The sequence below is a fragment of the Pseudomonadota bacterium genome (assembly GCA_016719885.1).
GTDB lineage: Bacteria > Pseudomonadota > Gammaproteobacteria.
In genome coordinates this window covers 564,445-577,759 of record JADJYF010000026.1, presented here as the reverse complement: position 1 = coordinate 577,759, position 13,315 = coordinate 564,445, and the positions used below count along the sequence as shown (strand labels likewise).

The window sequence follows — 13,315 nt, the reverse complement described above, 5'->3', positions numbered from 1 at the left end:
GGGAGTGATGAGCATGAGAATCAACGCGGGAATATTCGTCGCCGGGCTGTTGACGTCGGGCGCGGTGCTGGCCGCCGACTGTGCCGATGACAGCGGTCCGCGCAAGGCGCTGGAGAATTACATCACCGCCATGCAGGCGCACAAATTCAATGACGCCTACAACTTCGTGACGAGCAACATGACCGACGGCAAGTCGCGCGAAGACTGGGCCGCGCAACAGAAGCTCTTCTACGAGGGCGGCGAGGTCAACATCCTGTCCATGGACATCCGCAAGGCCCAGGGCACGGACGACGATGCCACGTGCGGGGCCAAGGCCAACGTGCCGAACATCCTGAAGTCACGCGACAAGTTCAACAACCAGGGCACCACGGAATTCGAGGTCTACGTGACCGTCAAGGACGGCAACACCTGGAAGGTCGATTCCCAGGAGACATTGTTCGACGCCGAAGGCGTGCAGAAATGGTTTCCGGGCGAGAAGGTGCCGGAGTTCAAAGACCAATACTGAGAGCGTGTTAATCGCCGCCCGCAGGCGGGCGGCGATTAGCGCATCGCTTCACGCGGCCACACTTGCCTTGGCCATGTCGCGCAGCGCCTGGCCGTGATCGGGAAAGTGTCCGAGCATTCCTTCGCAGAATTTCCGCATCTGGTCCGCCTGGTAGACCTGGACGTCCTTGGACGGCTTCTTCGGCTTGTCGTGGAAGCGCCCCATGCCGGCCAGGATGCAGTACCACGAGGTCGGGCTGTAGACCTGGCGCGCGGCTTGCGAGTGCAGCTCGGCCAGCAGGTCGCCGCCGTGATCCCAGGTGTAATAGATGCGTTCCAGGTCGGCGCTCGGCTTGGTGTTCTCGCGCGCGTTGATCCAGTAATCGGTGTCGCTGCGCGAATTCAACTTGTAGTGCGTGAAAACATAGTTCTTCACGCCGTCGAAGATGAGGTTGACCTTGTCGTTGAAGTCGGCGCGATAGCGCTCGCTGAAGCCGCCTTGCTCGTAGCGGGTCATGAAGGTTTCGACGGTGTCCTGCACGATCATGAGGGCGGTGGCTTCCAAGGGCTCGATGAAGCCCTGCGAGAGCCCGACCGCCAGGCAGTTGCGCACCCAGGATTTCTCCACGCGCCCGACGCGCATCTTCAAATGACGCGCCTCGACCGGCGAATCGAGCATGCCTATGCTCTCGCGCAGTTCGCGCTCGGCGGCGTCCTTGTCGATGTAATCCGACGAATAGACATAGCCGTTGCCATAGCGGTTGGTGAGCGGAATCTTCCATACCCAGCCATATTTGAGCGCCTTGGAGAGCGTTTCCGAGGGGATCGTGCCGTCGGCATCCAACGGCGTCGGCATCGCCACCGCGCTGTCGTTGAACAGGATGTCCTTGTAGGAGTTGAACCGCACGCCCAAGGTCTTGCCGATGAGGAGATTGGCGAAGCCGGTGCAGTCGACGAAGAAATCGGCGTCTATCGCGCCGTGCTCCGGCGTGTTGACGCCGGCAATGTCGCCGTTGTCCTTGACCCGCACTTCATTGACCGTGCCGACCAGGTGCCGCACGCCGTGGGCGACGGAATAGCGCTTGAGCATGTCGCCGATCAGGGACGCGTCGAAATGATAGGCGTAGTCGCAGGTGTAACCGCTGCGTGCGTCGGGCAGCGGCGCGCGCCGATGGCCGGACAGGAAATTGGAGACGAAGAACGCGTCGGGATGGGCGTGCACGTCGACGTTGCGACTGCGCAGCGAGGCATTCTGGTAGAAGGCACGGATCGGGCCGTCGTCGCTCTGCGAAAAGAACGGATGGTAGTAGGTCGAGTAACCGGGCACGGTCGACCAGCCCGGGAAGCGGATGCCGCACTTGTAGGTGGCATTGCATTGCGGCATCCATTCCGCTTCGGAGATGCCGAGGCGGTCGAAGAAACGCCGCATCTTGGGCGTCGAGCCTTCGCCGACGCCGATGATGCCGATGCTGTCCGATTCGAGCAGCGTGACATTGAAGCCGTGCTTGGCCCAGCCGTGGGCGAGCAGGGCGGCGGTCATCCAGCCGGCGGTGCCGCCGCCGACGATGAGGATATTGCGCCCCTGCATGGGGTGTACGGTGCTGTCTTGGTTCGTCATCACTCTACCTCGTGGACTCTTGGCAAGGGTTGGTACCGGCTTTGCCGCAGTATGGTTCGCCTTCGCGCCCATGGCTTGATGGGAGCCAAGTAAGGCAAAAAAAAACCGCGGGGTGGTTGCCCATCCCGCGGCCTTTGGTGCACTGGTGTGCTGTCGGGTACTAGGTACCCAGACGGCGCATCGCGGACTGCGTGATGTAATCAGAGATGAACTTGTTCGGTTCAATCTGATCGTAGCCCGACTTCCAGCCGCCCTGGCAATGCTCGGACTGGCAGAAGCGGGTGACACGCTTGGACTGGATATCGTTCGAGATAACCCAGTTCCAGCTCCACTCGGTACGGCCGTCGCCAGCCTTCACCACGTGATCGCCGCAATCCGGCACGCCGGTGTTGCCTTCCTTGTACATGTTGGTGTTGTACATCGAGAAGCCCGGTTCGAAGGACTTCCAGATCTCACCACGGCGGTCATAGGAAATGGCCTGCGGGTACTCGAGGTTACGCGCATCGAGATAGATGCGGCGCTTCTGCAGCGGTGCGCGCGGGAAGCCGGTGGGCTCGCCTTCGAGCACGATGACTTCCGGGATGAGCGACTTGCCGACGTTGTAGTAGGTGGTGCCCTTCGGACCGCCGACGGTCGGATGGGTCCAGTTGTCGAGGTTCGGACGCCACTGGTAGTGCATTGCGCCCAGGAACGGACCGCGGTGCACGATCTTCCAGTTGCCCCAGGTCAGCATCGGGTCGCCAGCGGCCCATGCGTCGGAGAGGAACAGGTTGAGACCGGCGACGAGCGGCTCGAAACGCTGGTTGGTCGGGAACCGACGCACGCGCTTGAAGGCCGGCAGGTAGCCGTAGAGTTCCGGGAACTTGGCCTGGTCGTAGTACCACTCGTTCATGAACGCGGTACCCTTGATGTCGTTCGGGGCGGTGAACCACACCGACTGGAAACGAATCATGTCTTCGTGGCCCGCCAGGAAGGTGGCGCCGCCGGCGGAAGCCGGATTCACCAGACCCTGGGTCTGCTGCTGGGCCCACACGAAGTGGTATTCGTACTGCACGTCGCCTTCGGAGTCCAACGCGTAGGTCGGAATGGCGAAGATGTCCTGGTCATGACGGCCCCAGGAGAGGGTCACGTTGGCGATACATTCCTGGCCGGTCTGCGCATCCGGGAAGGGATGGCCGCCGATCCACGGCTTGCCGTCCTTGGTGTACACGTTGCCGTCGGAGCCGAACTGCGCCTGGCCCCAGTTCTTGAGGGTCGCATCGAGGTAGTAGGGCGGAAACTGTGCTTCGGTCGCGGTCTGGGTGCCGAAGATGGTGAAGGTACGGCCGTCCTGGCTGACTTCCTGGAACAGCATCGGATCGATGAGATCCTGGACCAGTTCGACGTTGTCCTTGCTGATGGTGTCACCGACCTTGATCTTGCCCTTGGTGTAGGCCTCGATGTTGGTCAGTTCTTCCGGGTAAGCCTTGAAGCTGTCACCGGACTGGGCCATCAATGGCCACAGCGCGCTCAGGATACCGGCGCTGCCGGCACCCTTGGCCGTCTTCTCCATGAATGCGCGACGGCTGTATTCGAAATCGTATTTCTTGATATGCATTGTTTCCCCTGCCTTTCCGAATGGAATCGGTAGTACTAGTCAGACCTAGAGACCTTGCCCCGTAGCTGATGTAGCACCCCTTCAACGATGCGAGAACGTATCGCTAGCCGCATAAGGTAACGCAGCGGGCGGTATCGTCCAATACCTTTGAAGGGTTTGGACCACGGTCCTAACGTCCGGTAAGTGCCGGGGCTGTCGCGCGCGGTTCAAATTATTTTTCCGGCGCGCGGCGAGGGTCGTGGAGAGCGGTGACCCGGGCCTGCCATGGTGCGCTGCCGCAGAGCAGGGTGCCGCGGCTGGCGATGCCCGTGGCCGGACCTGGCACGGCCGCCATGATCCTGTTCGCGCAGGCCTCGGCGCAGTCGGAGCAGGTCGCGATTTCCAGTACGATGGTGCCATTCCATTCTTGGCAGCGGGGCACGGCGGCATGGTGACGGCGATCGTACTTATCCAGACTCGTCACGGACGGACCAAGGACGTCGCCGAGGCGTTGGCGGCGTTCCCGGAGATCTCCGAGGTCTACTCGGTGGGCGGCAGCTACGACGTCGTCGCGCTGGTGCGCGTCAAACAGAACGAGGACATCGCCGACATGGTCACCGAGCGCATGGTCAAGGTCGACGGCATCGAGCGCACCGAGACCATGATCGCGTTCAAGACCTACTCGCGGCACGACCTCGAGAACGTGTTTTCCCTGGGGCTGGAATAAGCCCCGCGCGGGGCGGAGCGCGGGCACGGGATGCTCAACTACTGGCGCGAACACGTGGTGACCTGGGGCGAGTGCGACCCTTTCGGCCTGGTCTACTACCCGCACATGCTGGCCTGGTTCAACGACTGCGAGCATGCCCTGTGGCGCGCGCTCGGCCATCCCATCGATGACATGATCGCGCGCGATCGCACCACCTTCGTGATGGGCGAGGTGGCGTTCCGCTTCACCGGCCCGATTCGCTATGGTGAGCCGGTGTTGTGCCGGGTGTGGGTCGAACACATCGGCCGCAGTTCGTTGAAGTGGGGCAGCGAATGCGTGGCGGCGGGCGATGGCGCACCGGTCTATGTCGGCAGCGCGACCCGCGTCTACGCCCATATCAATGACGACAACAGCCTGACCGCGGCGCCCATCACGGACGCATTGCGCGCCCTGCTCGAAGGCCCGTCGCCGCCTTCGACGCCCTTGGCGCCGACCCTCGCGGCACGCCTGGGCTGGTGAACCGCGGCGCGCCGGCCCCCTGATATAGTCACGCGGGTCGACTCCCGCTTGAGTGCATGACCCGATGTCCGTGATCGCGATCCCCCATGGCGCCTACTGGTGCACCCCTTTCGCCCGCTGGCAGGGCAGTCTCGCCCATCTGCACAGCCTGCGTTTCGCCGCCCGGGTGGCGCGCGAGGCGCTGGCCGCGCGCAACATCGACGCGCGGGTCTTCGACTACGGGGTGCTGGGCATGACGGTCCCGCAGCGCAATTCCTTCTATGGCCTGCCGTGGCTGACCGGTGAAATGGGCGCCGCCCACATCGGCGGCCCGACCATCATGCAGGCCTGCGCCACCAGTGCGCGGGTGCTGGTGCAGGCAGCACAGGAAGTGGCCAGCGGCGCGGCGGGCTGCGCCCTGACCATCGCCGCCGACCGCGTGTCCAATGGCCCACATCTTTATTATCCCGATCCCCTCGGGCCGGGCGGCAGCGGCGACAGCGAGGACTGGGTGCTCGGCAATTTCGACAAGGATCCGCTGGCCGGCTGCAACATGCTGGCCACCGCCGAGAACTGCGCGCGCAAGTGGCAGGTGAGCCGCGAGGAGCAGCATGCGCTGGTGCTGCGCCGCTACCAGCAGTATCGCGCGGCGACCGCGCCCGATACCGAGGGCCGGACTTTCCAGAGCCGCTACATGGTGACGCCGCTGGCGGTGCCCGACAGATTCGGCAAGCGCGTGGTGGCGACCTTGACGGGCGATGAAGGCGTGCACGAAACCAGCGCCGAAGGCCTGGCGAAGCTCGCGCCGGTGCTGAAAGACGGCACCGTCAGCTACGGCGCCCAGACCCATCCCGCCGACGGCAATGCCGGCATGGTGGTGACCACCGCCGAGCGTGCGCGCGAAGTGGCACGCGATCCGTCGATACGCATCGAACTCGTCGCCAGCGGCCAGGCCCGCACCGAGCTGGCGTTCATGCCCGCCGCGCCGATAGGCGCCGCGCAACGCGCACTCGCCGCCGCCGGCCTCGCCATGAGCGATCTCGCCGCCATCAAGTCGCACAACCCGTTCGCGGTCAACGACATCATCTTCGCGCGCGAGACCGGCGCCCCGCTCGAGACCATGAACAACTACGGCTGCTCGCTGATCTGGGGCCATCCGCAGGCGCCGACCGGCATGCGCGCGATCATCGAACTGATTGAAGAGCTGGTGCTGCGCGGCGGCGGCTACGGCCTGTTCCATGGCTGCGCGGCCGGCGACACCGCGATGGCGGTGGTGTTGCGCGTGCATTGACGCGGCCATGGACGTCGAAGGCGAATACCTGCTGCCGGCGTCGCCGGCCGCGGTGTGGCACGGTCTCAACGACCCGCAAGTGCTGGTGCGCTGCATTCCCGGCTGCCAGCGCATGGTGCGGATCAGTTCGGTGCATTTCGAATGCGAGATCCGCGTGAGCTACGGTCCGATCAAGGCGACCTTCATGACCGACATCCTGTTGTCGAACGTGTGCGCGCCCGATTCCTATACCTTGACCGGCCGTAGCCAGGGCGGACTGTCGGGCTTTGGGGAAGGCGTGGCGGACGTCAGGCTGCTGGCAATTGAAAGCGGCACGCGCCTGCGCTACGCGGCGCGCCTGTCGGCCGGCGGGCGCATCGCGAAGATTGGTACACGTTGGTTGAACGGCGCCACGCGGCGCATGACCGAGAAGTTCTTCGGCGCCTTCGCGGCGACGTTCGAGAAGCGGGCTCAGGGCGGTCGGCGTCAGACTGAAGTCTGACCCACAATTCATCTTGCCTGTGGGTCGGACTTCAGTCCGACATCCTTGTCGCTCACCGGCGTAAATCCAGGGTAAACGGCATGTCCGGCGTAATCTCCGGCGTGCGCCAGTCGAGCGGCCCTTGCGTGTGTCCCTGCCGTTCGAACCTGGCCAGGCGTCGTGCTTCCGCTTCGCGCGCATTGACCGGGTAGGTGTCGTAGTTGCGTCCGCCCGGATGGGCGACGTGGTAGCGACAGCCGCTCACCGCGCGCCGATTGGCGATGTCGACCAGGTCGAAGGTCAACGGCCCGTGCGAGCGGATGGTCGGGTGCATGGCCGACGGCGGGTCCCAGGCCTTGAAGCGCACGCCGCCGACGTAGTTGCCGCGCACGCCGGTAGGCTGCAGCGGCACGGCGCGGCCGTTGCAGGCAATGCCGTAGCGCTCCGGCACGAAGCCCGTCACTTCGACCTGCAGCCGCTCCACCGATGAGTCGACGTAGCGCGCGGTGCCGTTGGCGCCGTTCTCTTCGCCAAGCACGTGCCAAGGTTCGAGCGCGGTGCGCAGGTTCAAGGCCATGCCGCGATACGCGATGGCGCCGAAGCTCGGAAAACGGAACTCGAAGAATGGCTCGTACCAGGCCGTGTCGAACGCGTAGCCGCGCGTTTCGAGCTCTTCGACGACCTCGCGAAAATCATTCCACACGAACCACGGCAGCATGAATTTGTCGTGTAGCTGTGTGCCCCAGTGGATGAGCTTGTGCTCGTAAGGCGTCTCCCAGAAGCTTGCCACCAGCGCGCGCAGCAGCAGCATCTGGGTCAGGCTCATGCGCGCATGGGGCGGCATTTCGAAGGCGCGCAATTCCAGCAGGCCGCGCCGTCCGCCGCTGTGATCGGGCGAGTAGAGCTTGTCGATGCAGAACTCGGCGCGGTGGGTGTTGCCGGTCAGGTCGATGAGCTGGTTGCGCATCACCCGGTCGACCAGCCACGGCGCGACCTCGGCATTGCCGCGCGGCAGCTGCGCGAGCGCGGTGGCGAGTTCATGCAGGCGGTCGTCGCGCGCCTCGTCGACGCGCGGCGCCTGGCTGGTCGGGCCGATGAACAAGCCCGAGAACAGGTAGGACAGCGACGGGTGGTTCTGCCAGAACCGCACCAGCGAAGCCAGCAGGTGCGGACGTCGCAGCAACGGCGAATCGGCGGGCGTGGTGCCGCCGAGCGTCACGTGGTTGCCGCCGCCGGTGCCGGTATGGCGACCGTCGAGCATGAATTTTTCCGTCGCCAGGCGCGACTGCCGCGCGTGCTCGTAGAGCGAGGTGCTGAGCTCCACCAGTTCATCCCAACTGCGACTCGGTTGCACGTTGACCTCGATCACGCCCGGGTCGGGCGTGATCTGCAGCAACGCCAGGCGCGGATCGCGCGGCGGTTCGTAGCCCTCGATCACCAGCGGCTGGCGCAAGGCCTCGGCGGTCGCCTCGACGGCGTGCAGCAATTCGACGTAATCATTCAAGTTCGCCAGCGGCGGCAGGAACACGTGCAGACGCCCGTCGCGCACTTCGGTGCAAAGCGCGGTGCGCACCAGGGCGTCGTCGGGCGCGGCCGGTGTCAGTGTCGGAGGCGGCGGCACGCGCACGCCCGGCGCCTGGCGATACCAGTGGCGCGGCATGAGTGGTTGCGGCGGCGCGAAGGGATCGCTGACCGGCAGGTCTTCGCGCGCGGCGTCGGCGGCCGCCGGCAGCGACTGCATGGGCAGGCGCAGGCCCAGCGGTGAATCGCCCGGGATCAGGAACAGGTGGCCGCGGCGCAAGGGCCAGGCGCCGCTGCGCCAGCCGCCGGCGATGCCGCGCGCCAAGGGCAACACGTAGCCCGCCGGGCGATTGAGCGCGCCATCGAACAGGCGTCGCAGGCGTGCGCGCTCCGCCGGGCTGGCGAGACGCGCATCGGTCGGCTCGATGTTGAGCGGCAGCGTGCCTTCCTTCCACAGGTAGTAATAGCTGTCCTCGAAGGCGGTGTGCACGTGCTGCAGCGGCAGGCCCAGGCGCTTGGCGAGTTCAACGGCAAAAATCTGCTCGATGCCGCGCATCAGCGGTGCGTCGGGGCGCGACAGGTGGGCGAGCAGGGCAGGGTTGTCCCACAGCGGCTCGCCGTCCTTGCGCCACAACAGGCTCAAGGCCCAGCGCGGCAGTTCTTCGCCTGGGTACCACTTGCCGATACCGTGATGGACGAGCCCGCCGGGCGCGTAATGCCGGTGCAAGCGTTCCAGCAGCACCTCGGCGGCGTGGCGTTTGCCGGGGCCGTCAGCCGCCACCGTCCATTGCGGGCTCTCGAAGTCGTCGACGGAAACGAAGGTCGGTTCGCCGCCCATGGTCAGGCGCACGTCGCGCACTTCGAGATCCGCGTCCACCTGGCGACCGAGAGCGTCGATACGCTGCCACTCGGCATCGCTGTAGGGCTTGGTGACGCGCGGGTCTTCGTGCACGCGCACCACGCTGTTGCGGTAGTCGAGTTCGACTTCGCATCGCTCGGTGGCGCCTTCCACCGCCGCCGCGTGACTGAAATGCGGAGTGGCGGCGAGCGGGATATGGCCCTCGGCGGCGAACAGGCCGGAGGTCGGGTCGAGCCCCACCCAGCCCGCGCCGGGCAGGTAGACCTCGGCCCAGGCATGCAGGTCGCTGAAGTCGGCGCTCGGCCCGGACGGCCCGTCGAGGGCCTTGATGTCGGCCGTCAGTTGCACCAGGTAGCCCGACACGAAGCGGCTGGCCAGCCCCAGGTGCCGAGCAATCTGTACCAGCAGCCAGGCGCTGTCGCGGCACGAACCGCGGCCGCTGGCCAGCGTCTCTTCGCAGCTCTGCACGCCCGGCTCGAGGCGCACGATGTAGTCGATGTCGCGCTCGAGGCGCTGGTTGAGGGCCACCAGGAAGTCGATGGTCGGCATGGGCTCGCGCGGCACCTCGGCGAGCCACGCCGCGAGCCGCGGGCCATGGTCGGAAATCACGCGGTAGGGCGCGAGGTCCTCGAGCAGCTCCGGCGCATAGTCGAAGGGGCAGTGCATGGCGCCCTCTTCGAGGAAGAAGTCGAAGGGGTTGATGGCCACCATTTCCGCGATCACTTCGACATCGATGACCAGGCGCGAGCTGCGCTCGGGGAACACCACGCGCGCCAAGTGGTTGGCGTAGGCGTCCTGCTGCCAGTTGATGAAATGGCCGCCGGGTTCGATAGTCATTGAATAGGATTCGATGCGCGTGCGGGTATGCGGCGCAGGTTTCATGCGCAGCACGTGCGGACCCAAGGCCACGGGCCGGTCGAAGCGGTAGTCGGTGTGATGGCGGATGGCTACGCGAATGCTCACGCGATCGATTCCTCAATGCCTGCAAGTACGAGGGAGAGCGATGGCGCTCGCCCCTGACGCGGAGATGGCATGAATCATGCCAAGAGTGGTTTATGAAATTCTCCTGGCAGAACTACAACAGTCGCGGCTTCTACGATGAACTCATCGCCGAGCGCGGCACGCCGCGTGCGGCGGGAAGCGCCGTTGCCAAGCATATCCGTTCATTGACCATGGACGAGATCCGCGAGCGCCAGCGCGCCGCCGAACTCGCGGTCAAGACCATGGGCATCACGTTCACGGTCTACAGCGAGGGCACCAATATCGATCGCGCCTGGCCCTACGACATCATTCCCCGCACCATTTCGGGGAGCGATTGGGACAAGGTCGAGGCCGGGCTGGTGCAAAGGCTCACCGCCCTCAACCTCTTCATCGACGATGTCTACAACGAGCAGCGCATCCTGCGCGACGGCGTGGTGCCGCGCGAACTCATCGTCGAATCGGGCAACTTCCGCGCCGCCTGCGTCGGCATGCGCCCCAAGCATGGCGTGTGGGCGCACATCTGCGGCAGCGACCTCATCCGCGATCGCGACGGCACCTTCTACGTGCTGGAAGACAACCTGCGCGTGCCGTCCGGCGTGTCCTACATGCTCGAGAACCGCAAGGTCACCAAGCGTGTGTTCCCGGAGCTGTTCGCGTCCGACAGCATGCGCCCCATCGGCGAATACGCCACGCACCTGTTCGCGATGCTGGCCTCGCTGTCGCCGCGCCAAGGGCAGCGACCGGTGGTGGTGGTGCTGACGCCCGGCATCTACAACTCCGCCTACTTCGAACATTCCTATCTCGCCCAGCAGATGGGCGCGGAGCTGGTCGAGGGCAGCGATTTGTTCGTCGGCGCCGACGACTGCGTATACATGCGCACCATCGCCGGTCCCGCGCGCGTCGATGTCATCTACCGGCGCATCGATGATCTCTATCTCGATCCCGAGGTGTTCAACCCCGAGTCGACGCTGGGCGTGCCGGGCCTGATGCGCGCGTGGCTGCGAGGCAACGTGGCCCTCGCCAACGCGCCGGGCGCGGGCGTGGCCGACGACAAGGCGGTCTACACCTACGTGCCGGCCATGATCCGCTACTACCTCGACCAGCAGGCGATCCTGCCCAATGTCGAAACCCTGCGCTGTGCCGACAAGGAACCCTGCGCCTACGTGCTGCAGCATCTCGACAAGCTGGTGGTGAAACCGGTCAACGAATCGGGTGGCTACGGCATGCTGATGGGGCCGAGCGCGAGCGCCGAGGAACGCCACGACTTCGCGCGTCGCCTGCGCGCCAATCCGCGCAACTACGTCGCCCAGCCTTTGATTTCGCTGTCGACCTGTCCGACCGTGTGCGGCGACGACATCGAACCGCGCCATCTCGATCTGCGGCCCTTCGTCCTGCAGGGCGCGCAACATTACGTGACGCCGGGCGGCTTGACGCGGGTGGCCTTGAAGAAGGGTTCGTTCGTGGTCAACTCGTCCCAGGGCGGCGGCAGCAAGGACACCTGGATCGTGGATTGCCCATGAGCATGCTGTCGCGGGTCGCCGAACGGGTCTACTGGCTGGGGCGCTATCTCGAGCGCATCGAAAACACCGCGCGCCTGGTCAGCGTGTATGGCAACGTGCTGCTCGATCTGCCGAGCTCGGCCAAGCTGCGCTGGGAATCGCTGATCGCGATCACCGGCAGCGCCGAACAATTCGCCGCGCGGTACAGCGTCGCCGACGAACACAACGTGGTGCGTTTCTACCTGGCAGACCGCGACAACCCCACCGCCATCGTCAATTCGGCCGACAGCGCGCGCGAGAATGCGCGCACGGTGCGCGAGATGGTGCCGGTCAGCATCTGGGAAGGCATCAACGATCTGCACATCTATCTCAACGATCACGTCGACACGGCCTTGTCGCGACGCGGACGCGATGCCTTCCTCGGGCGCGTCATCGAATCGTGCCAGTTCCTGGTCGGCTGCATGGCGGGCAGCATGAGTCGCGACGCGGCCTATCACTTCCTGCGCGCCGGGCGTTACCTCGAACGCGCCGACATGACTTCGCGCATCGTCGACGTCGGCACCGCCAATGTCTTTCCGTGGGGCTCGGGCGGGCGCGCCGACCACCTGGCCGCGCGTGAATCGGATCCCTACGAAAGCATCCTGTGGATGAACGTGCTGCGCTCATTGAACGCGCTGCAGATGTATCGGCGCGCGGTGCCGGAGCGCATCTGCGCCGAGGAGGTGACGGCCTTCCTGTTACAGGACGAGAACTTCCCGCGCGCGGTGGCCAATTGCCTGCAGGCGCTGAAGTCCTGCCTGCGCCATCTGCCTCACAACGAGGCGGCGGTCAGCACCGTGACGGCGGCCATGGCGCATGTCGCGCAGGCCAATCTCGCCGAGCTATTGAAACAGGACGGGGTACACGACTTCATCGACCAGATGCAGATCGAGTTCAACGCCCTGCACGCGGTCATCAACGCCAGCTGGTTCGAGCCGCGTGCCTGAGGTGCGGCGAGCGCGCCGGGTTCAGCGTTGCTGTTGACCGAGCGCCTCGCCGTCCGCCTGGTCCCACATGGTGGCCCACGCCGGCGGCGGCAGCGAACGGAACGCGTCCTTCAGGCGTTCGTCCCAGTTGCGCTTCAATTCGCGCAGGTAATCGCTGTCTTCTTCGAGGACGAGGCGGTTCGGCATGACATAGCGAGTCGGTCTTGTAGGCCAGCACCTCGATGGGCGGACCGACCGTGACGTTGCTGCGCATGGTCGAATCCATCGACACCAAGCCACACAGCACGGCGGTGTGCAAGGCGGTGTCGGGCTTCAGGATGCGATCGAGGATCGGCTTGCCGTACTTGCTCTCGCCGATCTGCAGGAAGGGCGTGGTGCGCGAAGTCGCGATGTGATTGCCCTGCGGGTAGATCAGGAACACGTCGGGCGCGCCGCCGAGGATCTGTCCGCCGAACAACACGCTCGCTTCGAAGTCGATGCCGCCGCCCGCCTTCTTCTGCTGCATGATGCTCAGCTGCCCGATGTAATCGGCGGCTTCGTCCATGCCGGACAGCGTCATGAGACTTATCGGCATGCCGTGATCGATGTCATGGCGGATCTGCGCGACGATGCCCTGGGCGGTGGCGAGATTGCCCGAGGTCAACAGACAGAACTGCCGCGCGCCATCCAGGCCGAAAGTATGCATCTTCGAATAGGTGCTGATCTGATCGACGCCCGCATTGGTGCGTGAGTCGGACAGGAACACCAGTCCGGCATTCAGTTTAATCGCTACGCAGTAGGTCATCTGACGAGGGTCGCGGTCTTGAGCCCTGCAAGGGTAGGGGGGCCGTCTGGGCA

Annotated in this window: 10 protein-coding genes and 1 pseudogene; 7 read left to right on the top strand and 4 right to left on the bottom strand. The window is 65.1% G+C overall.

What is annotated here, in order from left to right; genetic code table 11:
* Positions 1-13 precede the first annotated feature (13 nt).
* The gene (locus IPM80_23230; protein ID MBK8961258.1) at positions 14-505 is read left to right on the top strand and encodes a hypothetical protein; all 492 of its coding nucleotides are present in this window, start codon (positions 14-16) and stop codon (positions 503-505) included.
* Positions 506-553: 48 nt separating this feature from the next.
* Here the strand turns inward: IPM80_23230 and IPM80_23225 are convergent, their stop codons facing one another.
* Complete coding sequence (locus IPM80_23225) at positions 554-2,101, bottom strand: tryptophan 7-halogenase (GenBank protein MBK8961257.1); 1,548 nt, start codon at positions 2,099-2,101, stop codon at positions 554-556.
* A gap of 160 nt (positions 2,102-2,261) precedes the next feature.
* Complete coding sequence (locus IPM80_23220) at positions 2,262-3,698, bottom strand: DUF1329 domain-containing protein (GenBank protein ID MBK8961256.1); 1,437 nt, start codon at positions 3,696-3,698, stop codon at positions 2,262-2,264.
* Between the two features lie 427 nt (positions 3,699-4,125).
* Between IPM80_23220 and IPM80_23215 the strand changes: the two genes are divergently transcribed.
* The 4 genes from IPM80_23215 (at position 4,126) to IPM80_23200 (ending at position 6,653) form a co-directional block, all read left to right on the top strand.
* Positions 4,126-4,404, top strand: a complete 279-nt coding sequence (locus tag IPM80_23215) for an Lrp/AsnC ligand binding domain-containing protein (GenBank protein MBK8961255.1) — start codon at positions 4,126-4,128, stop codon at positions 4,402-4,404.
* Positions 4,405-4,434: 30 nt separating this feature from the next.
* Positions 4,435-4,902: an acyl-CoA thioesterase gene (locus IPM80_23210; protein MBK8961254.1), complete on the top strand. Its 468-nt coding sequence runs from the start codon at positions 4,435-4,437 to the stop codon at positions 4,900-4,902.
* Positions 4,903-4,966: 64 nt separating this feature from the next.
* A complete protein-coding gene (locus IPM80_23205) occupies positions 4,967-6,172 on the top strand; it encodes a thiolase family protein (GenBank protein MBK8961253.1) in 1,206 nt (401 codons plus the stop codon).
* Between the two features lie 7 nt (positions 6,173-6,179).
* Positions 6,180-6,653 carry a carbon monoxide dehydrogenase subunit G gene (locus IPM80_23200; protein ID MBK8961252.1) on the top strand — a complete coding sequence of 158 codons (474 nt, stop codon included), beginning with the start codon at positions 6,180-6,182 and terminating at the stop codon, positions 6,651-6,653.
* A 52-nt stretch (positions 6,654-6,705) separates the two neighbouring features.
* On the opposite strand, the gene IPM80_23195 is transcribed toward IPM80_23200, so the two are convergent.
* The gene (locus IPM80_23195) at positions 6,706-9,975 is read right to left on the bottom strand and encodes a transglutaminase family protein (protein ID MBK8961251.1); all 3,270 of its coding nucleotides are present in this window, start codon (positions 9,973-9,975) and stop codon (positions 6,706-6,708) included.
* Between the two features lie 92 nt (positions 9,976-10,067).
* On the opposite strand from IPM80_23195, the gene IPM80_23190 reads away from it, so the two are divergent.
* A complete protein-coding gene (locus tag IPM80_23190) occupies positions 10,068-11,513 on the top strand; it encodes a circularly permuted type 2 ATP-grasp protein (GenBank protein ID MBK8961250.1) in 1,446 nt (481 codons plus the stop codon).
* 2 nt (positions 11,514-11,515) lie between these two features.
* Positions 11,516-12,478 (top strand): alpha-E domain-containing protein, encoded by a 963-nt coding sequence (locus tag IPM80_23185; protein MBK8961249.1) that lies wholly within the window; start codon positions 11,516-11,518, stop codon positions 12,476-12,478.
* Between the two features lie 21 nt (positions 12,479-12,499).
* On the opposite strand, the pseudogene IPM80_23180 reads toward IPM80_23185, so the two are convergent.
* Positions 12,500-13,262: pseudogene (locus IPM80_23180) on the bottom strand (peptidase).
* Positions 13,263-13,315 lie beyond the last annotated feature (53 nt).

What these genes read in the sequence shown, in the direction of transcription:
- IPM80_23230 (MBK8961258.1), top strand. Translation starts at nt 14, where the DNA reads ATGAGAATCAACGCGGGAATATTCGTCGCCGGGCTGTTGACGTCGGGC.
- IPM80_23225 (MBK8961257.1), bottom strand. Translation starts at nt 2,101, where the DNA reads ATGACGAACCAAGACAGCACCGTACACCCCATGCAGGGGCGCAATATC.
- IPM80_23220 (MBK8961256.1), bottom strand. Translation starts at nt 3,698, where the DNA reads ATGCATATCAAGAAATACGATTTCGAATACAGCCGTCGCGCATTCATG.
- IPM80_23215 (MBK8961255.1), top strand. Translation starts at nt 4,126, where the DNA reads ATGGTGACGGCGATCGTACTTATCCAGACTCGTCACGGACGGACCAAG.
- IPM80_23210 (MBK8961254.1), top strand. Translation starts at nt 4,435, where the DNA reads ATGCTCAACTACTGGCGCGAACACGTGGTGACCTGGGGCGAGTGCGAC.
- IPM80_23205 (MBK8961253.1), top strand. Translation starts at nt 4,967, where the DNA reads ATGTCCGTGATCGCGATCCCCCATGGCGCCTACTGGTGCACCCCTTTC.
- IPM80_23200 (MBK8961252.1), top strand. Translation starts at nt 6,180, where the DNA reads ATGGACGTCGAAGGCGAATACCTGCTGCCGGCGTCGCCGGCCGCGGTG.
- IPM80_23190 (MBK8961250.1), top strand. Translation starts at nt 10,068, where the DNA reads ATGAAATTCTCCTGGCAGAACTACAACAGTCGCGGCTTCTACGATGAA.
- IPM80_23185 (MBK8961249.1), top strand. Translation starts at nt 11,516, where the DNA reads ATGCTGTCGCGGGTCGCCGAACGGGTCTACTGGCTGGGGCGCTATCTC.